Below are 26,956 nucleotides of genomic sequence, written 5' to 3' on the forward strand. Positions count from 1 at the left end.
GGAGCGCGACCCTGGAGGTCGGCATGACAGGCAACCGCGGCATCGGGCACCTCGTCTGCGGGCGGCGCGCCAAGTGGGTCGTGCTGGGGCTGTGGCTGGTGCTGCTGTTCGTGGTGGCGCCGTTCGCCACGAAGCTCACCGACGCGCAGGACAACGACGCCGCCTCGTGGCTGCCGGGTTCGGCGGAGTCCACGCAGGTGCTGGAGATCTCCGAGGGCTTCCGGCCCGAGCAGATCCCGGCCGTGGTCGTCTACGCCCGGGAGAGCGGGCTGACCGCCGAGGACCGGGCGACGATCGAGGCGGACGTACGGGAGCTCAGGCAGCTGACCGCCCACAAGATCATCGGCGACCGGACCCGTGGTCCCGTCTACGACCGCGCGGTCGATCCGAGGGCCACCCAGGTCTACGTGCCGATCACGATGGACGAGAAGGGCTGGGAGCGGATCGCGCCCGCGGTGGACTCGATCCGGGACGAGGTGGGTGAGGGCGGCGACGGGCTCGCCGTGCACATCACGGGCCCGGGCGGTACGTCCGCCGACTTCTCCGAGGCGTTCGAGGGCATCGACTCCACGCTGCTGATGTCGGCGATGGCCGTCGTCATCGTGATGCTCCTGCTCACCTACCGCAGTCCGACCCTGATCCTGGTGCCGCTCCTCGCGGTCATCGCGGCCCTGTTCACGGCGCAGGCCCTGATCTATCTGCTCGCGGAACACACCGGCCTGACCGTGAACGGCCAGAGCGCGGGCATCCTCACCGTCCTCGTCTTCGGCGCGGGCACCGACTACGCGCTGCTGCTCGTGGCCCGCTACCGCGAGGAGCTGCGCCGCCACGAGGACCGCCATGAGGCGATGGCCCTCGCCCTGCACCGGGCCGGCCCGGCGGTGCTGGCGTCCGGCGCGACGGTCGTACTGAGCATGCTGGTGCTGCTGGCCGCCGAGATGAACTCCACGAGCGGTCTGGGCCCGGTGGCGGCCATCGGCGTCGCGATCGCGCTGCTGGCGATGATGACACTGTTCCCCGCCCTGCTGGTGATCTTCGGCCGCTGGATCTTCTGGCCGGTGATCCCGCACCTCGGCAGCGCCGACCCGACCGAACGGGGTGTGTGGGCCCGGATGGGCCGGCGTTTCTCCCGCCGCCCCCGCACGGTCTGGGTGGCGACCGCGGCCGCCCTCGCGCTGTGCTCGCTGGGCCTGATCCAGCTGCGCGCGGAAGGCATCGGCAACGCGGACGCCTTCACCGGCAGACCGGACTCGATCGTCGGCCAGGAGGTCTCCGCACGCTACTTCCCCGCGGGCAGCGGCGATCCCCTGGTGATCATCAGCAACCAGGCGCAGGCCCGGGAGGTGGGACGGGCCGTCGCCGACACGGAAGGGGTCGTGGCGGACTCGCTCGGTCTGCCGCCCGGCACGAAACCCGCGAACGACGGCAAGGTCCTCTTCGAGGCGACGATGTCCGACCCGGCCGACAGCGAGGCCGCGAAGGACACCGTCGAGCGGGTCCGGGACGCCGTCCACGCGGTGCCGGACGCGGACGCCCAGGTGGGCGGCGGTACGGCGGCCCTGCTGGACATGGACGAGGCGACCACCCACGACAACATCCTGATCATCCCGCTGGTGCTGATCGTGGTCCTGCTGATCCTCTGTGCGCTGCTGCGCGCCCTGATCGCGCCGCTCCTGCTGATCGGGACGGTCATCCTGTCCTTCGCCGCCGCGCTCGGCATCAGCGCGCTCGCGTTCAGACACCTCTTCGACTACGCGGGCGAGTCGACCGACTTCCCCCTGTTCGTCTTCGTGTTCCTGGTCGCCCTGGGCATCGACTACAACATCTTCCTGACCACCCGCATCCGCGAGGAGGCCACCCACCAGGGCACCCGCAAGGGCGTGGTGACGGGCCTCGCGGCGACCGGCGCGGTGATCACCTCGGCCGGCCTGGTCCTCGCCGGCACCTTCGCCGCCCTCGGCACGCTCCCCATGGTCGCCTTCGCGGAGATCGGCTTCGCGGTCGCCCTGGGCGTGCTCCTGGACACCTTCATCGTCCGCTCCGTGCTGGTCACGGCCCTGTTCCTGGACGTCGGCCCGAAGGTGTGGTGGCCCCACCGGCTGGCCCGCGAGGACGGCGGCGCCGCCCCGCCGCCGCCGAAGGAACCTGTGGCTACGCCACCCGGCGGATGAGGGCGAGATACATGGCGTCCGTCCCGTGCACATGCGGCCAGAGCTGGATGTCGGGCCCCTCGCCCAGCGCCGGCACGCCCTCCAGCAGGGGCCGCGCGTCGATCAGGTCGGCCGCGTCGCCATATTGCTTCAGCACGTCGTCGACGACCGCGCGGGTCTCGGCGAGATGCGGCGAGCAGGTGGCGTAGCCGACCACCCCGCCGACGCGGACGGACTCCAGCGCGGTCCGCAGCAGCGCCCGCTGGAGCGGGGCGAACCCGTCGAGGTCCTCGGGCCGCCGCCGCCAGCGGGCCTCGGGGCGCCGCCGCAGGGCACCGAGCCCCGTACAGGGCACGTCCATCAGCACCCGGTCGAACGCCCCCGGCCGCCAGGGCGGGCGCGTCCCGTCCGCGGCGATCACCTGGTACGGCCCCGGATTGCCGTCCAGGGCCTTGGCGACCAGCCCGGCCCGGTGCGGCTGCTTCTCGGAGGCGAGCAGCACGGCCCCGCGCTCGGCGGCGAGGGCGGCGAGCAGCGCGGCCTTGCCGCCGGGCCCGGCGCACCCGTCGAGCCACGCCTTGTCGGGTCCCTCCACCGGGGCGTTGGCGAGCGCGAGCGCCACGAGCTGGCTGCCCTCGTCCTGCACACCGGCCCGGCCCTCCCGTACGGCGTCCACGGCACCCGGCTCCCCGCCTTCGGCCAGCCGCACGGCGTACGGCGACCAGCGCCCCGCCACCGCGGACTCCTCCCGGAGCAGTTCCTCGGCGGTGGACCGTCCGGGCCGGGCGACGAGGGTGACCTCGGGCCGCTCGTTGTCGGCCTCCAACAGATCCTCGATCCCGGCGCGCCCGCCGCCGAGGGAGTCCCACAGCGCGGAGACGACCCAGCGGGGATGCGAGTGCACGACCGCGAGATGGTCCTCGGGGTCGTCCTCGTAGGGCGGCGCGACCCGCTCCAGCCAGCCGTCGAGGTCGTGCTGCGCGACCTTGCGCAGCACGGCGTTCACGAACTTGGCCCGCCCGTCGCCGAGCACCACGCGCGCGAGTTCCACGGAGGCGGACACCGCGGCGTGCGTCGGGATCCGGGTGCCCAGCAACTGGTGGACACCGAGGCTCAGGACATCGAGCACCGGCGGGTCGACCTCACGCAACGGCCGGTCCACGCACGCCGAGATGACCGCGTCGTACGTCCCCTGCCGTCGCAGCGTCCCGTACACCAGCTCGGTCGCCAGCGCCGCGTCCCGCCCGTCGAACTTGTCGGGCCCCTCCTTCTCCCGCGCCCGGCGCAGCAGCGGCGGCAGAACGAGGTTCGCGTACGCGTCCCGTTCGTCCACGGCCCGCAGCGCCTCGAAGGCGAGCATACGGACGGGGTCCTTCTGGGGACGGCGGTACGGCTTGCCCGGCTTGCGCGGACGGGACTGCTCACTCACGAAAAAGGTGCTCCGGATACGGGACGAGATACCACGGCCAGGGTACGCCGCGGGCGCGGAGGACAGGACGTCGGCCGCGTGGGTTCACGGGCAGGGGGCGACGAGCCGGGCGGAGACCGCCTCTGATCGAGTCGCTCAGTCACTCAGCCACCCGGTCGCTCAGGCACTCGGTCACTCGGTCAGTCTCCGACCGACTCGCCGGGCTCGATCCGTACCCCGCGCGCCCAGTCGGCGGCCCGCATCGGCTTCTTGCCCTGCGCCTGCACCCAGAGCAGTTCCACGGCGTACGACCCGGTCCCGACGTGCACGTGCTTCTTGCCGACGTCGAGCGCGCCCGGGGCGAGATCCGTCCGCTCGGGCACCGGCGCGACCTGGACGAGCTTCAGCCGCTCCCCGCGGAAGGTCGTCCACGCCCCCGGCGCGGGCGTGCAGCCGCGCACGACCCGGTCGACGCGCAGCGCGGGCGCGGCCCAGTCGACCCGGGCGTCCTCCACGGTGATCTTCGGCGCGAGGGTGATCCCGTCGGCGGGCTGCGGCACGGCCTTCAGGGTCCCGTCCTCGATGCCGTCCATCGTGGCGGCGAGCAGCCCGGAGCCGGCGAAGGCGAGCCGGGTCAGCAGGTCGCCGCTCGTGTCGGTCGGCCGGATCTCCTCGGTGACCGTCCCGTACACCGGCCCGGAGTCGAGCCCCTCCTCGATCAGGAAGGTGGAGGCTCCCGTGATCTCGTCCCCGGACATGATCGAGTGCTGCACGGGGGCGGCGCCGCGCCAGGCGGGCAGCAGGGAGAAGTGCAGGTTGACCCAGCCGTGGACCGGCACGTCGAGGGCCACCCGGGGCAGCAGGGCGCCGTAGGCGACGACGGGACAGCAGTCGGGCGCGATCTCCCGGAGCCGCGCGAGGAACGCCTCGTCCCGGGGCCGCTGGGGCTTCAGCACCTCGATGCCGGCCTCCTCCGCCCGCTGGGCCACCGGGCTCGCGACCAGGTGACGCCCCCGCCCCGCCGGCGCGTCCGGCCGCGTCACGACCGCGGCCACCTCATGCCTCCCCGACGCGATCAACGCGTCCAACGCGGGAACAGCGACCTCTGGGGTACCGGCGAAGACGAGCTTCATGGATGTCTGACGGCCTCTCGGACGAAAGTTCGTACGCCCCACGCGACAACGGGGACAACACCCCAGTCTATGTTCCCCCCTCACCACCCCGACGGCCCGCGGCACGTACGGACGGCCCACGGTCGCCGACCAGTCCAGACCCCAGCGGCAGCGGGGGCGCACCCCCACCCACGCGCCCCACGCATATGCCCCCACGCCCCCACCCCGTTACCAGCGGAGCGAATTCGCGTTGGTCAAGAAAGAGTTGACCGATACGCGCCGCACTCGCGGCACCTCCCCTTATTTCAACGCCGGTTCGAGAGGCTTGTTCATGGCCGACCACGCAACCCACGACGCCCAGGCTCGGGCCAGCCTGCACTTGCTGGTGCGGGACATCGAGCGGGTCCGCCGGCAGGTGGACGCACTGCGCACCCTCACCGCCCAGTTGGGCAACGTCTACCGCCCGCGCCGCTCCGGCCCCTCCACGGGCTTCGTCGTCTACGGACGCGCCCCCGCCCCGACCGTCCGCCTCGCCCAGGAGCTGCGGGACAGTGTCGAGACCCTGGTCACGGCAGCCGTGGACTTCGACCGCTCGCTCGGTTTCTCATGGGACGCGGTGGGCTCGGCCCTCGGAGTCACCAAGCAGGCCGTTCACCGCCGTTACGGCGCCCGCCGCGCAGCCGCCCAGGCCGCCGCGGAAGCGGAACGCACGGGTGAGCCCCAGGGCAGTCGCACCGTCAACGTCGGCTCCGGCATCCCCACGGTCCCGGCGGCCCGCTCGATGCCCGCCCCTCTCCCGGCACCGGTGCCCGCGCACATGCCGACCCAGCCGACGTCGGGGAGCCCCACCCTCCGCGACGACGTGAGACCCACGGCCTTCCCCGGCCCGCGCAACGGCTGACCGCCCGCACCTCTGCCTCCCGGTGTCCGACCGGGAGGCAGACCCATGCACCCCAGCCATGAGGCGCACTCCCCGCCGGACGGCAGACGCACGCCGGAAAGCCACCCCCATGCCTGGGCACCCCACACCGAGAGACACCCACACCGAGAGACCCGCCCGCGCCGGGAGACAGTCCCACACCGGGCGGCGCTCTCCAGCCGGGCGGCGCTCTCCAGCCGGGCCCCACTCCCCCGCCCAAATCCGCCCAGGCCCACCCCACCCCACTCAGCCGATGTCCAACGGATCCACCCGGATCCGCACCCGCGCCCCCTCGTTCAGCCCACGCGCCATCCGCGCCGCCTGCGCGCTCTTCAGCGCACCGGCCAGCGCCGCCCCGCTCCCCGGCGGCACCCGGATCAGCGCACGCTCCCAGGGCTCGCCGGCCCCAGCCGCCGACACCGCGGGCCGCCGTGCTCTCCCCCCACCTGTCGCAGGCCCCGCCCCGGAGCCGGGGACCGCCGGCCCGGCCACCGGCACCGGCCCCAACACCTCCGCGTCCGGCGGCAGTTCGACCGTCGCCAGGAAGTCGGCCACGGCCTCGACAGGCCCCGAGACGGCCGCCATCCGCGACACCGGGGGGAACCCCAGCTCGGCCCGCTCGGCGAGTTCCCGCACCGCGTGCCCCACCGGGTCCCACCGCACCAGCGCCTGCACCGGCCGCAGCGTCGGCTCGGCGACCACCACGACCGTGCCGCCGACCCCCTGGTTCCGTACGAGCGAGGCCGCGCCGATCCACCGCCGCAGCGCGTCCTCCCCGGCCCGCAGATCGGGCCGTCCGAGCATGGCCCAGCCGTCGAGCAGCAGGGCCGCCGCGTACCCGCCCTCGGCCACCGGTTCGGCCCCGGGCGTGCTCACGACCAGCGCGGGCGCCCCCGGCACGGTGTCGAGCACCTGCTCCCGGCCGGAGGTCCGCACGGGCACGGCGGGAAAGGCCCGCCCCAGTTCCTCTGCGGTCCGCCGCGCCCCCACGACCTGTGCCCGCAGCCGGTACCCCCCGCACTCGGGGCAGTGCCAGCCGCCCTCCTCACGCCCGCACCATCCGCACAGCAGCGCCCCGGCACCGTCCTGCGCCGCCAGCGGCCCCGCACAGTGCCGGCACCGGGCCGGCTCCCGGCACCGCGCGCAGGCCATCCGCGGCACATACCCACGCCGGGGCACCTGCACCAGCACGGGCCCGTCCCGCAACCCGTCCCGCGCGACCTGCCAGGCGAGACTCGGCAACCGCGCCGCCCGAGCCGCCTCGTCCCGCGCGAGATCCGCGTCCCCCACGGTCCGCACCAGCGGCGCGGCGGCCCGCACCTGCTCCCGCCCGGCCACGATCGGCGCGGCCCAGCCGCTCTCGACCAGCTGGGCGGCCTCCACCGTGCAGCTCCAACTCCCCAGCAGAAAAGCGCACTTGTCCCGGGTGGCCCGTAGCTCCAGCACCTCGCGCACATGCGGAAAGGGAGCGTTGTCATCGCTGTGACTGGCGTCGCCGTCGTCCCAGACGACGACCAGCCCGAGGTCCCGCACCGGCGCGAACATGGCCGCCCGGGTCCCCACCACGGCCCGGACGGCCCCCCGCCGCACGGCCAGCCACTCCCGGTAGCGCTTCTCCTGCCCCGCATCGGCGGTCAGCAGCGCGTGCCGCCCCTCCCCCAGCAACTGCCCGAGCGCCTCGTCGACCCGAGCCGCGGGCCGCCCGGCCGGTACGACCACGAGCGCTCCGCGCCCCGACGCCAGTGTCGCCTGCACGGCCCGCGCGATCTCCTCGGCCCACTCCGGCCCCGGCAAGGCGGTCCACACGGCCCGGGGCGCACCCCCGCCGGCCAGCGCCCGCAAAAACCCCTCCCCGCGCCCGTACCGCAGCCAGGACCCGGGCTCGGGAGCGGCGGGAGGGGGCGCGGGCTCGCCCATCTCCACGGCCTCCGCCCGGCCGTGCCGAGGTGGAACGGCCAACTGGAGCACATCCGCGAGGCTCCCCGCGTACCGGTCCGCCACGGCCCGTGCCAGCCCCAACAGCTCGGGCCCCAGCACCGGTTCGGGGGAGACGACCTGCGCGAGCGCGGCCAGCGGACCTGAGTAGTCCGACTCGGCGACCCGCTCGACAAGGAACCCGTCGATCAGCGAGCCGCCCTCGCGCCGCCCCTCGCGAACGTTCCGCCCGCCGGCCCCGAACCGCACCCGCACCCGCACCCCGGGCTGGGCGTCCGCGTCCAGCTCCTCCGGCACCGCGTAGTCGAAGTACCGGTCGAGATGCAGCACGCCCTTGTCGACGAGCACCCGGGCGACCGGCAGCTCCTTCGCCAGCGCCGCCCCCCGCCAGGTCCGCGGCTTCGCCCGCGGCACCTTGGCGTTCCGGACGGCCTCCCGCACCAGCGCCAGCTGCTCCGGCTCCCCGCCCCCCGCCGCGCCTCCGCTCCTGGTCCCATCCTCGCTGCTCACACCCCCATCCTCCCAAACCCCACTGACAGCGGACGCCGCCCGAGAGCCCGGTGGGCGGCCGGCCTCTCCGGGGCACGCCCGGCGGTCCGTCGGTCAGGGAGTCGAGGAACACGACGAGGCCCGGCGCCCCCGAGGGGACACCGGGCCTCGTCGATCAGCCGGAGTGGTGGTGAGCCGGAGGGCTCAGAGGCCCGCGGCCTTGCGCAGTTCCTCGACGCGGTCCGTGCGCTCCCAGGTGAACTCGGGCAGCTCGCGGCCGAAGTGACCGTACGCGGCGGTCTGTCCGTAGATCGGGCGCAGCAGGTCGAGGTCGCGGATGATGGCGGCCGGACGGAGGTCGAAGACCTCGTCGATGGCCTTCTCGATCCGGTCGGTGTCGACCTTGGCGGTGCCGAAGGTCTCGACGAACAGGCCGACGGGCTCGGCCTTGCCGATCGCGTAGGCCACCTGGACCTCGCAACGGGAGGCGAGGCCGGCCGCGACGACGTTCTTGGCGACCCAGCGCATCGCGTACGCCGCCGAACGGTCCACCTTGGAGGGGTCCTTGCCGGAGAAGGCGCCGCCGCCGTGGCGGGCCATGCCGCCGTAGGTGTCGATGATGATCTTGCGGCCGGTCAGGCCCGCGTCACCCATCGGACCACCGATCTCGAAACGGCCGGTCGGGTTGACCAGCAGACGGTAGCCCTCGGTGTCCAGCTTGATCCCGTCGTCCAGCAGAGCCTTCAGCTCCGGCTCCACCACGAACTCCCGGATGTCCGGCGCGAGGAGCGACTCCAGATCGATGTCGCTCGCATGCTGCGAGGACACCACGACCGTGTCCAGACGGACCGCCTTGTCACCGTCGTACTCGATGGTGACCTGCGTCTTTCCGTCCGGGCGGAGGTAGGGGATCGTGCCGTTCTTGCGGACCTCGGACAGGCGCTTCGACAGGCGGTGCGCCAGGAAGATCGGCAGCGGCATCAGCGTCGGCGTCTCGTCCGACGCGTAACCGAACATCAGACCCTGGTCACCGGCGCCCTGCCGGTCCAGCTCGTCCTCGTCACCCTCGACCCGGTTCTCGTACGCCGTGTCCACACCCTGCGCGATGTCCGGCGACTGCGCACCGATCGACACCGACACACCGCACGAAGCACCGTCGAAGCCCTTCTTCGACGAGTCGTAGCCGATGTTCAGGATGGTGTCGCGCACCAGCTGGGCGATCGGCGCGTACGCCTTGGTCGTGACCTCCCCGGCCACATGCACCAGACCGGTCGTGATGAGCGTCTCCACGGCGACACGGGACGTGGGGTCCTCGCGCAGGAGCGCATCGAGAATGGCATCGCTGATCTGATCAGCGATCTTGTCGGGGTGACCCTCGGTCACAGACTCCGAGGTGAACAGACGACGGGACACAACGCTCCCTGGGGTTGCAGCGGCTGCTGGCTGATCATGGGCGGACGGGCTCGGGGGCTGCGCCCGGCGTCGTCCGAGAACAGTTTATCGGTCGGGCTCGGCCACCGGCCCACCTGTCTCGCCTCTCGGGAGCCCTGTGACCTGCGGCACGTGCATTCTGCCCCATGGCCGTCGCTGTCCGCCAGGGTCGCCACGCCCGAATGTGCGTGGTTCGAGTGCGGCGTGACGCGAACGACACGGTCACTCGAGTCTGCTCGCCACCAGGTCCCACACTGTTTCGGCCAGGGCTTCCTTGGGGCCGTAGGGCACCGGTGTCTCGCTGCCGTCGGCTCCCAGCACCACGGCCTCGTTCTCCTCGGAACCGAAGGTCTTGCGCTCCCCCACCTCGTTCACCACCAGGAGGTCGCATCCCTTGCGGGCCAGCTTGACGCGGCCGTTGGCGAGGACGTCGTCCGTCTCGGCGGCGAAGCCGACGACCACCTGACCGGGGCGCGAACGGTCCGCCGAGATCTCCGCGAGGATGTCCGGATTCCGCACCAGGACGACGGGCTCGGGCCCTTGGTCGTCCTTCTTCTTGATCTTGCCGGTGGCGTAGGTCTCCGGGCGGAAGTCCGCCACCGCGGCCGCCATCACCACGACGTCCGCGTCCGGCGCCGCCTTGAGCACCGCCTCGCGCAGCTGGACCGCCGTGCCGATCCGGACGACGTCCACCCCTGCGGGGTCCGGCAGTCCGGTGTTGCCCTCGATCAGCGTGACCCGGGCGCCCCGCGCGGCGGCCGTACGGGCGAGGGCGTACCCCTGTTTGCCGGAGGAGCGGTTGCCGAGGAAGCGGACGGGGTCGAGGGGCTCACGGGTGCCGCCGGCGGTCACGACGACGTGCCGCCCGACGAGGTCCGGCTCGGTGACGCCCCGGGCGAGCACGCGGCGGCAGACCTCGAAGATCTCCCCGGGGTCCGGCAGCCGGCCCTTGCCGGTGTCGGCGCCGGTCAGCCGGCCCACGGCGGGGTCGATGACGAGGGCGCCCCGGCGGCGGAGCGTCGCCACGTTCTCCTGGGTGGCCGGGTGTTCCCACATCTCGGTGTGCATGGCGGGGGCGAAGACGACCGGACAGCGAGCGGTGAGCAGGGTGTTGGTGAGAAGGTCGTCGGCCAGGCCGTGGGCGGCCTTGGCGAGCATGTCGGCGGTCGCCGGGGCGACGACGACCAGATCGGCCTCCTGCCCGATGCGCACGTGCGGCACCTCGTGGACGCTCTCCCAGACCTCGGTGGAGACCGGGTTGCCGGAGAGCGCGGACCAGGTGGCGGCGCCGACGAAGTGCAGCGCGGAGTCGGTCGGCACGACCCGTACGTCATGACCGGACTCGGTCAGCCGGCGCAGCAGCTCGCACGCCTTGTAGGCGGCGATCCCACCGCTGACCCCCAGAACGACCTTCGGCTTGCCCACCGGGCCTCCCCGCACTCGGATGTGTACGCCTCTGTGTGACGCCTCAATGACACACCACAGGCCCGACAGTCGCACTGCCGGGCCTGTGGAAAAACCTATTGCGATCTGCCGATATGACTTACGCGGGGCCCTCGACGGCCTCGGACGTCAGCAGACCCGCGTTGATCTCGCGCAGGGCGATCGAGAGCGGCTTCTCGTGGACGTGGGTGTCGACGAGGGGACCGACGTACTCGAGGAGGCCCTCGCCGAGCTGCGAGTAGTACGCGTTGATCTGGCGGGCACGCTTGGCCGCGTAGATCACGAGGCTGTACTTCGAGTCGGTGGCCTCGAGGAGCTCGTCGATCGGCGGGTTGATGATGCCCTCGGGCGCGGAGATGGAAGAGGACACGCTCTACCTTCCGATGGATGGGAAAAGATCGGTCGTGATCACAGAAAACGGACAGACGCCGTGATCACACAACATCCATCAAGGCTAGCAGCTCGCGGGCCACGTCCTCGACGGAGGTGTTGACCAGGGTGACGTCGAACTCCGGCTCGGCCGCCAGCTCGATCTTGGCCGCCTCCAGGCGGCGCTCGATCACCTCGGGCGGCTCGGTGCCCCGTCCGGTGAGCCTGCGCACCAGCTCCTCCCAGGAGGGAGGCGCCAGAAAGACCAGCTGAGCGTCCGGCATGGACTCGCGGACCTGCCGCGCGCCCTGGAGGTCGATCTCCAGCAGGACCGGCTCACCCCGCTCCAGGCGTTCGAGCACGGCGGCCCGGGGAGTGCCGTAGCGGTTGCCGGCGAACTCGGCCCACTCCAGCAGTTCACCGTTGGCGATCAGCTTGTCCATCTCGTCGTCGGTGACGAAGAAGTAGTGGACGCCGTGCTGCTCGCCGGGGCGCGGCTTACGGGTCGTCGCCGACACCGAGAGCCAGACCTCGGGGTGCGCCTTGCGCATATGGGCGACGACCGTGCTCTTGCCGACCCCGGAGGGGCCGGAGAGCACGGTCAGCCGCGGACGTACGTCCGGGGGCTCGGGGGTCGTCCCCCGGAATGTTGCAGCCATGCAGCGATTATTCCAGCAATCCCGGAGTGCCCGGGACTCCCTTCCCGTCAGGGGGCGGGATCAGGAACCGGTGCTGCCGAACTCACGCTCCAGGGAAGCGATCTGGTTGGACCCGAGGCCGCGTACACGACGGCTCTCGGAGATACCCAGACGCTCCATGATCTGCTTGGCGCGGACCTTGCCCACGCCCGGCAGGGACTCGAGCAGGGCGGAGACCTTCATCTTGCCGATGACGTCGTTCTCCTGACCCTGCTTGATGACCTCGTGCAGGGAGGCGCCGGAGTGCTTGAGTCGATTCTTGACCTCGGCCCGCTCCCGGCGAGCCGCGGCGGCCTTTTCGAGCGCGGCTGCGCGCTGTTCAGGGGTAAGGGGCGGAAGAGCCACGCCTACGTCACCTCGGATGTCGAACTGTCGGATACGGACCGGTGAGGAACCTAGTCGCCCCACACCTGGGGTGCCACGAGCAACACGCTCGCCCGTTCACCCTGCTCGGAGACTAGCGGCCAACTCCGCCAGAGTCAGCGAGAACAGCGGAAAAGTCCTGGTCAGCCTCCCTGGAGTCGGACATAACCGGCATATCGCCCTGGATTTGAGAATGTATTCAGACTCAGGGCGTCCGGTAACCGCCCCTCAAGCACTCATCGGAGGTCTCGGACGACCGCCGTCGCGGTGCGGATCTCGTCCGCGAAACGATCCGAGGCGTCACGCAGCGCGACGATGTCGCGACCGTGACGAAGAACACCCCGACTGACGTTCGGCACCACATCGCGCACGGCGGCACCGAAGACCGCCGGAAGATCGGCCGGTGTGGCGCCCTGGGCACCGATCCCCGGCGCGAGGAGAGGTCCGTTGATGTTCAGCTCGTACGACGAGAGGTCACCCAGCGTGGCGCCCACGACGGCGCCGAAGGACCCCAGGGGCTCCTCCCCCGCGTTCTCGGCCGCCAGGTGCGCCAGCATGGTCGCGCCGACGTTCCGGCCGTCGGGGTCGTCGGTGCGGACCGCGTGCTGCACCTCGCCGCCCTCCGGGTTGGAGGTGAGCGCCAGCACGAACAGTCCGGCCCCGTTCTCGCGCGCCAGGTCCACTGCGGGCTTCAGCGAGCCGTAGCCCAGGTACGGCGAGACCGTCAGCGCGTCCGAGAAGAGGGGCGCGTCCTTGTGCAGGAAGGTCTCGGCGTACGCGGCCATGGTGGAGCCGATGTCGCCGCGCTTGGCGTCCATGACGACCAGCGCGCCGGCCGCCCGCGCCTCCGCGACGGACTTCTCCAGGACGGCGATGCCGCGCGACCCGAAGCGCTCGAAGAACGCGCTCTGGGGCTTGAGGACGGCCACCCGGTCGGCCAGCGCCTCGACGACCGTGCGGCTGAACCGCTCCAGGCCCGCGACGTCGTCGTTCAGGCCCCAGTCGGCGAGCAGGGAGGCGTGCGGGTCGATGCCGACGCAGAGCGGCCCGCGTTCGTCCATGGCTCGGCGCAGGCGGGCGCCGAAGGGCTCGGTCATACCGTCTTCCTCACATCGGCGCCGACCGCGTCGGCGAGGGTGGCGTAGGGGCTCGTGCGCAGGCGGGCCGCGAGGCCCTTGTGGAGGGCGCGCGACCAGAAGGGCCCCTCGTAGACGAAGGCGCTGTAGCCCTGGATCAGGGTGGCGCCCGCCAGGATGCGCTGCCAGGCGTCCTCGGCGTTCTCGATGCCGCCGACGCCCACCAGGGTGATCCGGTCGCCCACGCGCGCGTAGAGGCGGCGCAGGACGGCGAGGGAGCGGTCCTTGACCGGGGCTCCGGAGAGACCGCCCGTCTCCTTCACGAGGGAGGGCTCGGACTTCAGACCGAGGCCCTCGCGCGCGACGGTGGTGTTCGTGGCGATGATCCCGTCCAGGCCCAGCTCCACGGCGAGGTCGGCGACGGCGTCGACGTCCTCGTCGGCGAGGTCCGGCGCGATCTTCACCAGCAGCGGCACGCGACGGGTGCGGACCGTGCGGTCGGCGGCCTCGCGGACGGCGGTCAGCAGGGGCCGCAGCGCCTCGGTGGCCTGGAGGTTGCGCAGGCCGGGCGTGTTGGGCGAGGAGACGTTCACGACGAGGTAGTCGGCGTACGGGGCGAGGCGCTCGGTGGACTTCACGTAGTCCCCGGCGGCCTCCTCCTCGGGAACGGCCTTGGTCTTGCCGATGTTGACCCCGACGACCGTCCTGAAGACCGGCGTGCGGGAGGCCAGGCGGGCGGCGACGGCGAGCGAGCCCTCGTTGTTGAAGCCCATGCGGTTGATCAGGGCGCGGTCGGCGACCAGGCGGAACAGCCGCTGCCTGGGGTTGCCGGGCTGGCCCTCGCCGGTCACCGTGCCGATCTCGACGTGGTCGAAGCCGAGCATCGACATCCCGTCGACGGCGACCGCGTTCTTGTCGAAGCCGGCGGCGAGTCCGAAGGGGCCGTGCATCCGCAGCCCGAAGGCCTCCGTGCGCAGTTCCTCGTAGCGGGGCGCGAGGGCCGCCGCCAGGAAGGTGCGCAGCACGGGGACGCGGACGGCGAGGCGGATCCAGCGGAAGGCCAGGTGGTGGGCCTCCTCCGGGTCCATCCGCTTGAAGACCAGACGGAAGAAGAGCTTGTACATGGTGGTGTCCTCATGAAGAGGGGGACACCGTTTCCGGTGTCCCCCTCTTCGGCTGCTAGTCGCGGGCCGCGGTCAGGTGTTCGGCGTGTTCCTGGAGCGAGCGCACGCCCACGTCGCCGTGGTTGAGCGCGTCGATGCCCTGGACGGCCGCGGCGAGCGCCTGCACGGTCGTCAGGCACGGCACGGAGCGGGCCACGGCGGCCGTACGGATGTCGTAGCCGTCGAGGCGGCCACCGGTGCCGTAGGGGGTGTTGACGATGAGGTCGACCTCGCCGTCGTGGATGAGCTGGACGATGGTCTTCTCGCCGTTCGGGCCGGTGCCCTCGGACTGCTTGCGCACGACGGTGGCGTTGATGCCGTTGCGCTTGAGGACCTCGGCCGTGCCGGAGGTGGCGAGCAGCTCGAAACCGTGCGCGACCAGCTCGCGCGCCGGGAAGATCATCGAGCGCTTGTCGCGGTTGGCGACCGAGATGAACGCGCGGCCCTTGGTGGGCAGCGGCCCGTACGCGCCGGCCTGCGACTTGGCGTACGCCGTGCCGAAGACGGAGTCGATGCCCATGACCTCGCCGGTGGAGCGCATCTCCGGGCCGAGGATGGTATCGACGCCGCGCCCGTGGATGTCGCGGAAGCGCGACCACGGCATGACGGCCTCCTTGACGGAGATCGGCGCGTCGAGCGGCAGCTCACCGCCGTCGCCGTTGGCCGGAAGCAGACCCTCCGCCCGCAGTTCGGCGATGGTCGCGCCCAGCGAGATCCGGGCGGCGGCCTTGGCCAGCGGCACGGCGGTCGCCTTCGAGGTGAAGGGGACCGTGCGGGAGGCGCGGGGGTTGGCCTCCAGGACGTAGAGGATGTCCCCGGCCATCGCGAACTGGATGTTGATCAGTCCGCGCACGCCGACGCCCTTGGCGATGGCCTCGGTGGAGGCGCGCAGGCGCTTGATGTCGAAGCCGCCGAGGGTGATCGGGGGCAGGGCGCACGCGGAGTCGCCGGAATGGATGCCGGCCTCCTCGATGTGCTCCATCACGCCGCCGAGGTAGAGCTCGTGGCCGTCGTACAGGGCGTCCACGTCGATCTCGATGGCGTCGTCGAGGAAGCGGTCGACGAGGACCGGCCGGGAGGGGCTGATCTCGGTCGACTCGGCGATGTACGACTCCAGGCGGGCCTCGTCATAGACGATCTCCATGCCACGTCCGCCGAGCACGTAGGACGGGCGGACGAGGACCGGGTAGCCGATCTCGTCGGCGATGGCCTTGGCGCCCGCGAAGGTGGTCGCGGTGCCGTGCTTGGGCGCGGGGAGGCCGGCCTCGGCGAGGACGCGTCCGAAGGCGCCGCGGTCCTCGGCGGCGTGGATGGCCTCCGGGGAGGTGCCGACCACGGGCACGCCGTTGTCCTTGAGCGCCTGCGACAGGCCCAGCGGGGTCTGGCCGCCGAGCTGGACGACGACGCCCGCGATAGGCCCGGCCTGCGACTCGGCGTGCACGATCTCCAGCACGTCCTCGAGCGTGAGCGGCTCGAAGTACAGACGGTCGGAGGTGTCGTAGTCCGTGGAGACGGTCTCGGGGTTGCAGTTGACCATCACGGTCTCGTAGCCCGCGTCGCTCAGGGCGAAGGAGGCGTGGACGCAGGAGTAGTCGAACTCGATGCCCTGGCCGATGCGGTTCGGGCCGGAGCCGAGGATGATCACGGCCGGCTTCTCGCGCGGGGCGACCTCCGACTCCTCGTCGTAGGAGGAGTAGAAGTACGGCGTCTTCGCGGCGAACTCGGCGGCGCAGGTGTCGACCGTCTTGTAGACCGGGCGTACGCCCAGCGCGTGCCGGACCTCGCGCACGACGTCCTCGCGCAGGCCCCGGATCTCACCGATCTGCTGGTCGGAGAAGCCGTGCCGCTTGGCCTCGGCGAGCAGCTCGGGGTCGAGCTTCTCGGCGGCGGCCAGCTCGTCGGCGATCTCCTTGATCAGGAAGAGCTGGTCGACGAACCACGGGTCGATCTTGGTGAACTCGAAGACCTCCTCGGGCGTGGCGCCCGCGCGGATGGCCTGCATGACGGTGTTGATGCGGCCGTCGGTGGGCCGGACGGCCTCTTCGAGGAGGGCGGCCTTGTCGCCGGGCTCGCCGACGAAGGTGAACTGGCTGCCCTTCTTCTCCAGCGACCGCAGCGCCTTCTGGAGCGCCTCGGTGAAGTTGCGGCCGATCGCCATGGCCTCGCCGACCGACTTCATGGTGGTGGTCAGGGAGGAGTCGGCGGACGGGAACTTCTCGAAGGCGAACCGCGGGGCCTTGACGACCACGTAGTCGAGCGTCGGCTCGAAGGAGGCCGGGGTCTGCTCGGTGATGTCGTTCGGGATCTCGTCGAGCGTGTAGCCGACGGCGAGCTTGGCGGCGATCTTGGCGATCGGGAAGCCGGTCGCCTTGGAGGCGAGGGCCGAGGACCGCGACACGCGCGGGTTCATCTCGATGACGATCACGCGGCCGTCCTCGGGGTTCACCGCGAACTGGATGTTGCAGCCGCCGGTGTCGACGCCGACCTCGCGGATGATCGCGATGCCGACGTCACGCAGCACCTGGTACTCGCGGTCCGTCAGCGTCATCGCGGGCGCGACCGTGATCGAGTCGCCGGTGTGCACGCCCATGGGGTCGAAGTTCTCGATGGAGCAGACGACCACGACGTTGTCGTGCTTGTCGCGCATCAGCTCCAGCTCGTACTCCTTCCAGCCGAGGATGGACTCCTCCAGGAGCACCTCGGTGGTCGGCGAGAGGGTCAGGCCCTGGCCGGCGATGCGGCGCAGCTCCTCCTCGTCGTGCGCGAAGCCGGAGCCGGCGCCGCCCATGGTGAAGGAGGGGCGGACGACGACGGGGTAGCCGCCGAGCGTCTCGACGCCGCCGATCACGTCGTCCATGGAATGGCAGATGACCGAGCGGGCGGACTCGCCGTGCCCGATCTTGGCGCGGACGGCTTCGACGACCTCCTTGAAGAGGTCGCGGTCCTCGCCCTTGTTGATGGCCTCGACGTTGGCGCCGATCAGCTCGACGCCGTACTTCTCCAGCGTCCCGGCCTCGTGCAGCGAGATGGCCGTGTTGAGGGCCGTCTGACCGCCGAGGGTGGGCAGGAGGGTGTCCGGGCGCTCCTTGGCGATGATCTTCTCGACGAACTCCGGGGTGATCGGCTCGACGTAGGTGGCGTCGGCGATCTCCGGGTCGGTCATGATCGTCGCCGGGTTGGAGTTGACCAGGATGACGCGCAGGCCCTCGGCCTTGAGCACGCGGCACGCCTGGGTGCCGGAGTAGTCGAACTCGGCGGCCTGGCCGATGACGATCGGGCCGGAGCCGATGACCAGGACGGACTGGATATCGGTGCGCTTAGGCACGCTGGCCCTCCATCAGGGATACGAAGCGGTCGAACAGGTAGGCGGCGTCGTGCGGGCCCGCTGCCGCTTCGGGGTGGTACTGGACGCTGAAAGCCGGCCGGTCGAGGAGCTGGAGCCCCTCCACCACGTTGTCGTTGAGGCAGACGTGGGAGACCTCGGCGCGGCCGTAGGGGGTGTCGGAGACCTCGTCGAGCGGGGCGTCGACGGCGAAGCCGTGGTTGTGCGCGGTGACCTCGACCTTGCCGGTCGTACGGTCCTGCACCGGCTGGTTGATGCCCCGGTGGCCGTACTTCAGCTTGTAGGTGCCGAAGCCGAGCGCGCGGCCGAGGATCTGGTTGCCGAAGCAGATGCCGAAGAGCGGGGTGCCGCGCTCCAAAACGGCTCGCATGACGGAGACCGGGTGGTCGGCCGTGGCCGGGTCGCCGGGGCCGTTGGAGAAGAACACGCCGTCGGGGTTCACGGCGTACACGTCCTCGGCCGTGGCCGTGGCCGGGAGCACGTGCACCTCGATGCCGCGCTCGGCCATGCGGTGCGGGGTCATGCCCTTGATGCCGAGGTCGACGGCGGCGACGGTGAACTTCTTGGTGCCGATGGCGGGGACGACGTACGTCTCCTTGGTGGCGACCTCGGCGGAGAGGTTCGCGCCCTTCATCTCGGGGGCCTCGCGGACCTCGGTGAGCATGACGCCCGCGTCGGGCAGCGCGTTGCCGGAGAAGATGCCGACGCGCATGGCGCCGCGCTCACGGAGGTGGCGGGTGAGGGCGCGGGTGTCGATGCCGGAGATCCCGACGACGCCCTGGGCGCGCAGCTCCTCGTCCAGGGAGCGCCGGGAGCGCCAGCTGGAGGGCACGCGCGCGGGGTCGCGGACGACGTATCCGGAGACCCAGATCTTCTTGGACTCGGGGTCCTCGTCGTTGACGCCGGTGTTGCCGACGTGCGGGGCGGTCATGACGACGACCTGGCGGTGGTACGACGGGTCGGTGAGGGTCTCCTGGTAGCCGGTCATCCCGGTGGAGAACACTGCCTCGCCGAAGGTCACCCCCACGGCCCCGTAGGCCCGGCCGCGGAAGATCCGGCCGTCCTCCAGGACGAGTACGGCGGGAACCCTGGTGGCTCCCCGGGTGGAGGTCGTCATCGTGCGCCTTCCGTTTCCGTCTTGTTGATCATCTGGTTCAGGGTCTCGACCCACTCGTTGTGCTCGGCCGCTCGGTCGGAGCGGAACCCGGAGTCGAGCAGCTTGCCGCCGTGCTCCCAGGTGACGACCAGCAGCCCGCCCTCGGTGAGGACCTTCCCGGCGATGCCCTTGTCGAGCCGGGCCTCGCGCAGGGCGTCGGCCGGGACGAAGAAGTCCGTCGCCCCCGGGCGTACGACGTCCAGGCCCGCGTCCGTCAGCGTCAGCTCGACCCGGCTGCGGGTGCCCAGGCCGTGCGCGACGATGCGGTCGAGCCACTGCCCGGCGGTGGTGGACCCGTGGTAGCGGCCGCTCATGCTCAGTCTGGCCTCGCCCGGCTCGTCCGGCGCGGTGAGCAGCTCCGGGAGATCGCTCTGGAGCGTGCCGCGCCACTTCCAGCCCTCGCGCATCAGCCAGTAGACGAGCGCGACGAAGAGAGCGAGCCCGACGACCCAGCCGATGCGCGCGGCCCAGTCGGTGACCTCGGCCGATTCCTTCTCGGCGGCCAGCAGAATTACAGGTGTCACGTGAGCTTCCCGTCGACGAGCGTGGCCTTGCCCCGCAGCCACGTGTGCGTGACACGGCCCGGCAGCTCGCGGCCCTCGTAGGGGGTGTTGCGGCTGCGCGAGGCGAAGCCCGCGGGATCCACGGACCCACGGTATGCCGTGTCGACGAGCGTGAGGTTGGCGGGCTCACCTGCCGAGACGGGACGTCCGTGACCGGCGGCCCGCCCGATCTTCGCGGGCTTGACCGACATACGGTCCGCGACGCCCGCCCAGTCGAGCAGACCGGTGGTGACCATCGTCTCCTGGACCACCGACAGGGCGGTCTCCAGGCCCACCATGCCCATGGCGGCCGCGGCCCACTCGCAGTCCTTGTCCTCGTGCGGGTGCGGGGCGTGGTCGGTGGCGACGATGTCGATCGTGCCGTCGGCGAGGGCCTCGCGCAGCGCCAGCACGTCGCGCTCGGTGCGCAGCGGCGGGTTGACCTTGTAGACCGGGTCGTAGGAGCGCACCAGCTCGTCGGTGAGCAGGAGGTGGTGCGGGGTGACCTCGGCGGTGACGTCGATGCCGCGGGACTTGGCCCAGCGGACGATCTCGACGGACCCGGCGGTCGAGAGGTGGCAGATGTGGACGCGGGAGCCGACGTGCTCGGCGAGCAGGACGTCCCGGGCGATGATCGACTCCTCGGCCACCGCGGGCCAGCCGCCGAGGCCCAGCTCCGCGGAGACGACGCCCTCGTTCATCTGGGCGCCCTCGGTGAGGCGCGGCTCCTGCGCGTGCTGGGCGACGACCCCGCCGAAGGCCTTCACGTACTCCAGGGCCCGGCGCATGATCACCGCGTCGTCGACACACTTGCCGTCGTCGGAGAAGACGGTGACGCCGGCGGCCGACTCGTGCATGGCGCCCAGCTCGGCGAGCTTCTTGCCCTCCAGGCCGACCGTGACGGCGCCGATGGGCTGCACGTCGCAGTAGCCGTGCTCCTGGCCGAGCCGGTAGACCTGCTCGACCACACCGGCGGTGTCGGCGACGGGGAACGTGTTGGCCATGGCGAACACGGCCGTGTAACCGCCGGAGGCCGCGGCGCGCGTGCCGGTGAGCACGGTCTCGGAGTCCTCGCGGCCGGGCTCGCGCAGATGGGTGTGCAGGTCGACGAGGCCCGGCAGCAGCACCTTGCCCTCGGCCTCGACGACCACCGCGCCCTCGTCCGACAGCCCGGTGCCCACCTCGGCGATGACCTCGCCGTCGATCAGCACGTCCTGCGGCTCGCCGCCCAGCACCTTCGCACCACGGATCAGGATCTTGCTCATGGACTTACTTCTCCTCGGTGGGGCGGGTGTGGGTCACGGCGGGCTCGTTGCCGCCGAGCAGCAGGTACAGCACGGCCATCCGGATGGAGACGCCGTTGGCGACCTGCTCGACGACGGTGCAGCGGTCGGAGTCGGCGACCTCGGCGGTGATCTCCATGCCGCGGACCATCGGGCCGGGGTGCATCACGATGGCGTGCTCGGGCATCCGCGCCATGCGGTCGCCGTCGAGGCCGTAGCGCCGGGAGTACTCGCGCTCGGTGGGGAAGAACGCGGCGTTCATCCGCTCCCGCTGGACGCGCAGCATCATCACCGCGTCGGACTTGGCGAGCGTGCTGTCGAGGTCGTAGGAGACCTCGCAGGGCCAGGTCTCGACGCCGACCGGGACCAGGGTGGGCGGGGCGACGAGGGTGACCTCGGCGCCGAGGGTGTGCAGCAGGTCCACGTTGGAGCGGGCGACGCGGCTGTGCAGGACGTCGCCGACGAGCGTGATCCGCTTGCCGGACAGGTCCTGGCCGAGTCCGGCGTCCCGGCCGACGAGGCGGCGCCGCATGGTGAAGGCGTCGAGCAGGGCCTGCGTGGGGTGCTGGTGGGTGCCGTCGCCGGCGTTGATCACGGCGGCGTCGATCCAGCCGGAGGTCGCCAGGCGGTACGGGGCCCCCGAGGCGCCGTGCCGGATGACGACGGCGTCGACCCCCATGGCCTCCAGCGTCTGGGCGGTGTCCTTCAGGGACTCGCCCTTGGAGACGCTGGACCCCTTGGCGGTGAAGTTGATGACGTCCGCCGAGAGGCGCTTCTCGGCGGCCTCGAAGGAGATCCGGGTGCGGGTGGAGTCCTCGAAGAAGAGGTTGACGATCGTGCGGCCGCGCAGGGTCGGCAGTTTCTTGATCGGCCGGTCGGCGACCCGGGCCATCTCCTCGGCGGTGTCGAGGATCAGGACGGCGTCGTCACGGGTGAGGTCGGCGGCCGAGATGAGATGACGCTGCATCTTTCAGGCTCCGTAAGGCAGTTCGGGAGATTACGGGCAGTCAGGGGCATCGCGGAGGGACGTACGGCACGGGGCCGCACGCGCGCGTGCTACTGCTGGGCGGTCCGCTTCGCACCGAGCAGGACGGTGTCCCGACCGTCCTCCTCGGCGAGCTGGACCTTGACCGTCTCCCGCAGCGACGTGGGGAGGTTCTTGCCGACGTAGTCGGCGCGGATGGGCAGTTCGCGGTGGCCCCGGTCGACGAGGACCGCGAGCTGGACGGCGCGCGGGCGGCCGATGTCGTTCAGCGCGTCGAGCGCCGCGCGGATCGTACGGCCGGAGAAGAGCACGTCGTCGACGAGGACGACCAGGCGGCCGTCGATGCCGTCACCGGGGATCTCGGTGCGGGCCAGCGCACGCGGCGGGTGCATGCGCAGGTCGTCGCGGTACATGGTGATGTCGAGCGAGCCGACCGGGATCTTGCGGCCGGTGATCTCCGCGAGCTTGGCGGCGAGCCGCTGGGCGAGGAAGACGCCCCGGGTCGGAATGCCGAGGAGCACCACGTCGTCGGCGCCCTTGGCGCGTTCGACGATCTCGTGGGCGATGCGGGTCAGCACGCGTGCGATGTCGGGGCCTTCGAGAACGGGCCGGGCATCGGACGACTGCGGATCCTGGGGCAGGTCCTGCGGTTCTTGCGTGTCCATACGAAACGGACCTCCTTCTCCGCCTCACGGGACGGACCTTAAAGGACGTCGGATTTGCGCCGTCAACGTTAGCAGGCCCCCGCGACGCCGCTGATCACCCCCCTGGCCCAACAGAACGCGGTTACCACGGAAGAGTCGGTCCGGACCATCCGGCTTGACGGGGCAGAGTCACGCTGCGTAACCTCACAGTGAGTCACCAGCCTTCGTCCGGGGAGCTATATGTCCAGCGAATACGCCAAACAGCTCGGGGCCAAGCTCCGGGCCATCCGCACCCAGCAGGGCCTTTCCCTCCACGGTGTCGAGGAGAAGTCCCAGGGACGCTGGAAGGCGGTCGTGGTCGGTTCGTACGAGCGCGGCGACCGCGCCGTCACCGTGCAGCGCCTCGCGGAGCTGGCGGACTTCTACGGGGTCCCCGTGCAGGAGCTGCTTCCTGGTACGACCCCTGGTGGCGCCGCCGAGCCGCCGCCGAAGCTGGTCCTGGACCTGGAGCGTCTGGCGCACGTGCCGGCCGAGAAGGCGGGCCCGCTCCAGCGTTATGCGGCGACGATCCAGTCCCAGCGCGGTGACTACAACGGCAAAGTGCTCTCGATCCGCCAGGACGACCTGCGCACACTCGCCGTCATCTACGACCAGTCCCCCTCGGTTCTCACCGAGCAGCTGATCAGCTGGGGCGTCCTCGACGCGGACGCGCGCCGCGCGGTCTCCCACGAGGACAACTGACACCTCGGGCAACACCAGCAGAAACGTGCCGCCGGGGTGACCCGAACCGATGGGTTCGGGTCACCCCGGCGGTTTTCTGCCTGTCGCGGGAGGCGCGTGAGCGCAGAGGAGCGGGGCCGCGCCCCGACCGGGGCGCGGGGAACTGCGCGACCGGCCACAAACCATCCGCGGCCGGCTCCGCACAGCACCCCGACGGCGCTCCCCCGCTCGTTACTCGGCTTCCCGGCGGAGCGAAGGCTTGAGGTCCTTCAACCGGCCGAGCAGCCCGTTCACGAACGACGGCGAGTCGTCCGTGGAGAACTCCTTCGCCAGCTGCACCATCTCGTCCAGCACCACCGCGTCCGGGGTGGCGTCGACCCAGATCAGCTCGTACGCGCCGAGCCGCAGGATGTTGCGGTCCACCACCGGCATCCGGTCGAGCGTCCACCCCACCGAGTACTGCGCGATCAGCTCGTCGATCCGCTTGGCACGCTCGGCGTACCCCTCGACCAGCTGCATGGTGTACTCGCTGACCGGCGGCTGGCGGGTGTCACTGTGGGCGTGCCGGATCCAGTCCGCCAGGACGGTCACGACGTCGACCCCGCGCTGGTCGCCCTCGAAGAGGATCTGGAAGGCGCGCTTGCGGGCCGTGTTACGGGCAGCCACGGTTAGCTGTTCACCCGGCCGAGGTAGTCGCTGGTCCGGGTGTCGACCTTGATCTTCTCGCCGGTGGTGATGAAGAGCGGCACCTGGATCTGGTGGCCGGTCTCCAGCGTCGCCGGCTTGGTGCCACCGGTGGAGCGGTCGCCCTGGACGCCCGGCTCGGTCTCCTGGATGACGAGCTCGACGGCGGCCGGCAGCTCGACGAAGAGCACCTCGCCCTCGTGCTGCGCGACGGTGGCGGTGAAGCCCTCGATCAGGAAGTTGGCGGCGTCGCCGACGGCCTTGCGGTCGACCATGAGCTGGTCGTAGGTCTCCATGTCCATGAAGACGAAGTACTCGCCGTCCATGTAGGAGAACTGCATGTCGCGCTTGTCGACAGTGGCCGTCTCGACCTTGACGCCGGCGTTGAACGTCTTGTCGACGACCTTGCCGGAGAGCACGTTCTTGAGCTTGGTGCGCACGAAGGCCGGGCCCTTGCCGGGCTTGACGTGCTGGAACTCGACGACGGACCAGAGCTGGCCGCCTTCGAGCTTGAGCACCAGGCCGTTCTTGAGGTCGTTCGTGGAAGCCACGGTTGCGGAATCTCCTGGACTGACGTGGACGACCCCGGGCCACGCGCCCAGCCGATGAGCTAGAGCGCGAGCAGCTCCTTGGTCGTGATGGTGAGTAGCTCGGGTCCGCCGTCCGCCTCGGGGCGTACGACGAGCGTGTCATCGATCCGGACGCCGCCCCGGCCCGGGAGGTGGACCCCCGGTTCGACGGTGACCGGCACGCAAGCGTCCAGTTTACCCATGGCCGCGGGGGCCAACTGCGGGTCCTCGTCGATTTCGAGTCCGACCCCGTGCCCCATCAGCACCGGGAGGCCCTCACCGTGCCCCGCGGAGTCCAGGACCTGGCGGGCCGCGCGGTCCACGGCCCGGTAGGCCGCACCGGGCACGAGGGACTCCCGTCCGGCCCGCTGGGCTGCGAAGACCAGGTCGTACAGCTCGATCTGCCAGTCGGCGGGCGAGGTGCCGATCACGAACGTACGGCCGATCTCACAGCGGTAGCCACGGTAGGTCGCGCCGAGGCAGACGGAGAGGAAGTCTCCCTCCTCGACCCGGCGGTCGGTGGGGACGTGCCGGGGACGGCCGGAGTTCGGTCCGGTGGCGACGGAGGTGGCGAAGGCGGGACCGTCCGCGCCGTGGTCGACGAGGCGGCGCTCCAGTTCCAGGGCGAGATGGCGCTCGGTGCGGCCGACGAGGATCGATTCGAGGAGTTCGCCCAGGGCCTGGTCGGCGATCTCCGCGCCGATCCGCAGACAGGAGATCTCGTCCTCGTCCTTGATCACTCTCAGCTGCTCGACCGCGCCGCCGAGGTCGGCCAGCCGCAGCCGGGGCGCGACCGAGCGGATGGCTCTGCAGCGGGCCATGGTGAGGTGGTGCTCCTCCACGGCCAGGGAGTCGACGCCCAGGGCGGTGGCGAGATCGGCGGCCGCGACGGCCGGGTCGCCGCCGGGCCGCGGCAGCACCTGGACGCGTACGGCGTCGTCGGGCCGGCCCTCGCCGATCTCGCCGCTCGGCGGTGCCGCGCAGAGCAGGACGTCCTCGCTCCTCCCGAGCAGCAGCACCGCGCCCCGCGGTGCCGCTCCCGCGAGGTAGCGGACGTTGGCCGGGCGGGTGACGAGTGCGGTGGGGCTGCCGCCGGCCTGGCAGCGTTCTCTCAGCCGGGCTCTGCGGGCCGCGTAGACCTCAGACATGTGCCGAGCGTATGAGCTCCGCCGGACAGCCGCCGGTCGAGCGGGGCCGAGTGGGGGGCGCCCCGCGGGGAACGGAGGGCGTACTTGAGGCTGTGAGCCGAGTGCGTGCCGGTGGGGGTTGTCAGCGCAGTTCCCCGCACCCCTGAAGGGTCGGCTCAGGCCGCCGGGCCCATCAGTGCCGTCCGCCCGTGTCCCGCTACCACTTCGGGGGGCTCGCGATCGACCGTGCCAGGACCTCGTCCAGGACGCGGGCCGTGGCCGGGACGTCCAGCTGGGAGTTGTCGATGATCGGCAGGCCCGAGCCGTACCAGCCCGCCATCCGGCCGTGGATGCGGGCGACCTCTTCGTCGGTGAGGCGGCGGTTGCCCGAGCGCTCGGCGTTGCGTTCGAGGACAATCTCCAGGCCCGGGAGCAGGACCACCGGCAGCAGACCGGGGCCCACATGGCGCTTCCAGCCGCCGAGGCCGACGACCGGACGGTCGGGGAAGACGGCGTCGTCGAGGATGCACGAGATGCCGTTGGCCAGGAAGTTCCTGGCGGAGAAGCCACAGGTGCGGCGGGCGAGACGATATTGCGCCTCGGAGTTGTCGTTCCACCCGGACTGCGGGTCCGCGAAGCCCGAGCGCACCCACTCGCGCACGTCGTCCAGGCTGATGTGCGCAGTGGGCACCCTGCGGTGCTCCGCCCAGTACTTGGCGACGCTGGTCTTGCCGGCCCCGGCGGGCCCGATGAGCAGCACCGCGAGCGTGGTGGCCGTGACGTCGGGGGCGCCGGTGGCGGGCGGCGGCATGGTGACGGGACCGCCCGGAGGCAGTTGCACGTGTCCGGTGGTGTCCCTCGGCATCGCGGTCTGCTGCGGGGCGGAGGGGTGCGGCTGCCCGGGGCCGCCGGCGAACCCCGGCGCGGGGGGCACCGCACCGGGAGGGGCGGGCGGGGGCGCCGAGACGGGTGGCGCCGCGGGTGCGGGCGGGGCCGCCGGTGCGTGTGGGGGCGGCGGCACGGGGCCCGGGTGCGGGCCCGGGGGGACCGGGTGCGGGCCCGGGGGGACCGGGTGCGGGCCCGGGGGGACCGGGTGCGGGCCCGGGGGGACCGCACCGGGGTGTCCCGGCGGGTTGGCTCCCGGCGCTCCCGGGTGCGGGGGTGCCGGGTGTCCCTGGTGGTTCGCGGTCGGCGACCAGGGGGCCGCCGGGTCCTGCCCCGGCCGATGGGGCGGCGGCAGCGGAGCTCCCACTGCGTGCTGCATCCGGTGCCACTCCGTCTCGTACAGTCACATCGACACTGGCGAGCGGGGTCTCGCGACCCCGCCCTTACCGAACGGTACCGTCC

23 protein-coding genes are annotated in these 26,956 nt (G+C 71.7%); 3 read left to right on the forward strand and 20 right to left on the reverse strand.

Going from position 1 to position 26,956, the window contains the following annotated elements:
- The first annotated feature begins 23 nt into the window (after positions 1-23).
- The gene (locus ACZ52C_RS19170) at positions 24-2,171 is read left to right on the forward strand and encodes an MMPL family transporter (RefSeq protein WP_469075850.1); all 2,148 of its coding nucleotides are present in this window, start codon (positions 24-26) and stop codon (positions 2,169-2,171) included.
- On the opposite strand, the gene ACZ52C_RS19175 is transcribed toward ACZ52C_RS19170, so the two are convergent.
- Entirely contained in the window at positions 2,152-3,579 is a 1,428-nt protein-coding gene (locus ACZ52C_RS19175; protein ID WP_469075851.1) for an RsmB/NOP family class I SAM-dependent RNA methyltransferase, read from the reverse strand. The two genes, ACZ52C_RS19170 and ACZ52C_RS19175, sit on opposite strands and share 20 nt — an antisense overlap.
- A 179-nt stretch (positions 3,580-3,758) precedes the next feature.
- The gene (gene fmt / locus ACZ52C_RS19180; RefSeq protein ID WP_469075852.1) at positions 3,759-4,691 is read right to left on the reverse strand and encodes a methionyl-tRNA formyltransferase; all 933 of its coding nucleotides are present in this window, start codon (positions 4,689-4,691) and stop codon (positions 3,759-3,761) included.
- 310 nt (positions 4,692-5,001) lie between these two features.
- On the opposite strand from fmt, the gene ACZ52C_RS19185 reads away from it, so the two are divergent.
- The gene (locus tag ACZ52C_RS19185; protein WP_469075853.1) at positions 5,002-5,571 is read left to right on the forward strand and encodes a hypothetical protein; all 570 of its coding nucleotides are present in this window, start codon (positions 5,002-5,004) and stop codon (positions 5,569-5,571) included.
- 264 nt (positions 5,572-5,835) lie between these two features.
- Here ACZ52C_RS19185 and ACZ52C_RS19190 read toward each other — a convergent pair whose 3' ends face one another.
- The 14 genes from ACZ52C_RS19190 to pyrR all read right to left on the reverse strand — a co-directional run bounded on the left by ACZ52C_RS19190 (position 5,836) and on the right by pyrR (position 22,530).
- The gene (locus tag ACZ52C_RS19190; protein WP_469075854.1) at positions 5,836-8,034 is read right to left on the reverse strand and encodes a primosomal protein N'; all 2,199 of its coding nucleotides are present in this window, start codon (positions 8,032-8,034) and stop codon (positions 5,836-5,838) included.
- 183 nt (positions 8,035-8,217) lie between these two features.
- Positions 8,218-9,426, reverse strand: coding sequence for a methionine adenosyltransferase (gene metK / locus ACZ52C_RS19195; RefSeq protein WP_086803099.1), 1,209 nt, complete (start codon positions 9,424-9,426; stop codon positions 8,218-8,220).
- 240 nt (positions 9,427-9,666) lie between these two features.
- Positions 9,667-10,869, reverse strand: a complete 1,203-nt coding sequence (gene coaBC, locus ACZ52C_RS19200) for a bifunctional phosphopantothenoylcysteine decarboxylase/phosphopantothenate--cysteine ligase CoaBC (RefSeq protein ID WP_469075855.1) — start codon at positions 10,867-10,869, stop codon at positions 9,667-9,669.
- A 118-nt stretch (positions 10,870-10,987) separates the two neighbouring features.
- Positions 10,988-11,257 carry a DNA-directed RNA polymerase subunit omega gene (rpoZ, locus tag ACZ52C_RS19205; protein ID WP_005485492.1) on the reverse strand — a complete coding sequence of 90 codons (270 nt, stop codon included), beginning with the start codon at positions 11,255-11,257 and terminating at the stop codon, positions 10,988-10,990.
- Between the two features lie 64 nt (positions 11,258-11,321).
- Positions 11,322-11,915, reverse strand: coding sequence for a guanylate kinase (gene gmk, locus ACZ52C_RS19210; RefSeq protein WP_469075856.1), 594 nt, complete (start codon positions 11,913-11,915; stop codon positions 11,322-11,324).
- Positions 11,916-11,975: 60 nt separating this feature from the next.
- Complete coding sequence (locus ACZ52C_RS19215) at positions 11,976-12,299, reverse strand: integration host factor (RefSeq protein ID WP_003977346.1); 324 nt, start codon at positions 12,297-12,299, stop codon at positions 11,976-11,978.
- Between the two features lie 254 nt (positions 12,300-12,553).
- The gene (gene pyrF / locus ACZ52C_RS19220; protein ID WP_469075857.1) at positions 12,554-13,414 is read right to left on the reverse strand and encodes an orotidine-5'-phosphate decarboxylase; all 861 of its coding nucleotides are present in this window, start codon (positions 13,412-13,414) and stop codon (positions 12,554-12,556) included.
- A complete protein-coding gene (locus ACZ52C_RS19225) occupies positions 13,411-14,517 on the reverse strand; it encodes a quinone-dependent dihydroorotate dehydrogenase (protein WP_469075858.1) in 1,107 nt (368 codons plus the stop codon). The genes pyrF and ACZ52C_RS19225 overlap by 4 nt, the downstream gene beginning before the upstream one ends.
- A gap of 55 nt (positions 14,518-14,572) precedes the next feature.
- Positions 14,573-17,881, reverse strand: a complete 3,309-nt coding sequence (gene carB / locus ACZ52C_RS19230) for a carbamoyl-phosphate synthase large subunit (RefSeq protein WP_469075859.1) — start codon at positions 17,879-17,881, stop codon at positions 14,573-14,575.
- Entirely contained in the window at positions 17,874-19,016 is a 1,143-nt protein-coding gene (gene carA, locus ACZ52C_RS19235) for a glutamine-hydrolyzing carbamoyl-phosphate synthase small subunit (protein ID WP_469075860.1), read from the reverse strand. The genes carB and carA overlap by 8 nt, the downstream gene beginning before the upstream one ends.
- On the reverse strand, positions 19,013-19,579 hold the full coding sequence (locus ACZ52C_RS19240) for a PH-like domain-containing protein (RefSeq protein ID WP_469075861.1): 567 nt from the start codon (positions 19,577-19,579) through the stop codon (positions 19,013-19,015). Before ACZ52C_RS19240 ends, carA begins: the two co-directional genes overlap by 4 nt.
- Positions 19,576-20,862 (reverse strand): dihydroorotase, encoded by a 1,287-nt coding sequence (locus ACZ52C_RS19245; RefSeq protein ID WP_469075862.1) that lies wholly within the window; start codon positions 20,860-20,862, stop codon positions 19,576-19,578. The genes ACZ52C_RS19240 and ACZ52C_RS19245 overlap by 4 nt, the downstream gene beginning before the upstream one ends.
- Positions 20,863-20,866: 4 nt before the next feature.
- Positions 20,867-21,847, reverse strand: a complete 981-nt coding sequence (locus ACZ52C_RS19250) for an aspartate carbamoyltransferase catalytic subunit (protein WP_469075863.1) — start codon at positions 21,845-21,847, stop codon at positions 20,867-20,869.
- Positions 21,848-21,936: 89 nt separating this feature from the next.
- Positions 21,937-22,530, reverse strand: coding sequence for a bifunctional pyr operon transcriptional regulator/uracil phosphoribosyltransferase PyrR (gene pyrR, locus ACZ52C_RS19255; RefSeq protein WP_469075864.1), 594 nt, complete (start codon positions 22,528-22,530; stop codon positions 21,937-21,939).
- 219 nt (positions 22,531-22,749) lie between these two features.
- On the opposite strand from pyrR, the gene bldD reads away from it, so the two are divergent.
- A complete protein-coding gene (gene bldD / locus ACZ52C_RS19260) occupies positions 22,750-23,250 on the forward strand; it encodes a transcriptional regulator BldD (protein WP_045557247.1) in 501 nt (166 codons plus the stop codon).
- Between the two features lie 210 nt (positions 23,251-23,460).
- On the opposite strand, the gene nusB is transcribed toward bldD, so the two are convergent.
- The 4 genes from nusB to ACZ52C_RS19280 form a co-directional block, all read right to left on the reverse strand.
- The gene (gene nusB / locus ACZ52C_RS19265; RefSeq protein ID WP_045557246.1) at positions 23,461-23,895 is read right to left on the reverse strand and encodes a transcription antitermination factor NusB; all 435 of its coding nucleotides are present in this window, start codon (positions 23,893-23,895) and stop codon (positions 23,461-23,463) included.
- Between the two features lie 2 nt (positions 23,896-23,897).
- Positions 23,898-24,464: an elongation factor P gene (gene efp, locus ACZ52C_RS19270; RefSeq protein WP_033532566.1), complete on the reverse strand. Its 567-nt coding sequence runs from the start codon at positions 24,462-24,464 to the stop codon at positions 23,898-23,900.
- A gap of 59 nt (positions 24,465-24,523) precedes the next feature.
- Positions 24,524-25,630: a M24 family metallopeptidase gene (locus ACZ52C_RS19275; protein ID WP_469075865.1), complete on the reverse strand. Its 1,107-nt coding sequence runs from the start codon at positions 25,628-25,630 to the stop codon at positions 24,524-24,526.
- Between the two features lie 196 nt (positions 25,631-25,826).
- Positions 25,827-26,873 carry an AAA family ATPase gene (locus tag ACZ52C_RS19280; RefSeq protein ID WP_469075866.1) on the reverse strand — a complete coding sequence of 349 codons (1,047 nt, stop codon included), beginning with the start codon at positions 26,871-26,873 and terminating at the stop codon, positions 25,827-25,829.
- Between the last annotated feature and the right edge of the window lie 83 nt (positions 26,874-26,956).

The sequence above is a fragment of the Streptomyces sp. NPDC034049 genome (assembly GCF_055575575.1).

Excerpts from the sequence above, each read along its gene's own strand:
- bldD (WP_045557247.1), top strand. The coding sequence starts at position 22,750 with ATGTCCAGCGAATACGCCAAACAGCTCGGGGCCAAGCTCCGGGCCATC.
- ACZ52C_RS19245 (WP_469075862.1), bottom strand. The coding sequence starts at position 20,862 with ATGAGCAAGATCCTGATCCGTGGTGCGAAGGTGCTGGGCGGCGAGCCG.
- pyrR (WP_469075864.1), bottom strand. The coding sequence starts at position 22,530 with ATGGACACGCAAGAACCGCAGGACCTGCCCCAGGATCCGCAGTCGTCC.
- ACZ52C_RS19250 (WP_469075863.1), bottom strand. The coding sequence starts at position 21,847 with ATGCAGCGTCATCTCATCTCGGCCGCCGACCTCACCCGTGACGACGCC.
- carA (WP_469075860.1), bottom strand. The coding sequence starts at position 19,016 with ATGACGACCTCCACCCGGGGAGCCACCAGGGTTCCCGCCGTACTCGTC.
- fmt (WP_469075852.1), bottom strand. The coding sequence starts at position 4,691 with ATGAAGCTCGTCTTCGCCGGTACCCCAGAGGTCGCTGTTCCCGCGTTG.
- ACZ52C_RS19185 (WP_469075853.1), top strand. The coding sequence starts at position 5,002 with ATGGCCGACCACGCAACCCACGACGCCCAGGCTCGGGCCAGCCTGCAC.
- ACZ52C_RS19225 (WP_469075858.1), bottom strand. The coding sequence starts at position 14,517 with ATGTACAAGCTCTTCTTCCGTCTGGTCTTCAAGCGGATGGACCCGGAG.
- ACZ52C_RS19275 (WP_469075865.1), bottom strand. The coding sequence starts at position 25,630 with ATGTCTGAGGTCTACGCGGCCCGCAGAGCCCGGCTGAGAGAACGCTGC.
- ACZ52C_RS19280 (WP_469075866.1), bottom strand. The coding sequence starts at position 26,873 with ATGCAGCACGCAGTGGGAGCTCCGCTGCCGCCGCCCCATCGGCCGGGG.
- ACZ52C_RS19170 (WP_469075850.1), top strand. The coding sequence starts at position 24 with ATGACAGGCAACCGCGGCATCGGGCACCTCGTCTGCGGGCGGCGCGCC.
- gmk (WP_469075856.1), bottom strand. The coding sequence starts at position 11,915 with ATGGCTGCAACATTCCGGGGGACGACCCCCGAGCCCCCGGACGTACGT.
- pyrF (WP_469075857.1), bottom strand. The coding sequence starts at position 13,414 with ATGACCGAGCCCTTCGGCGCCCGCCTGCGCCGAGCCATGGACGAACGC.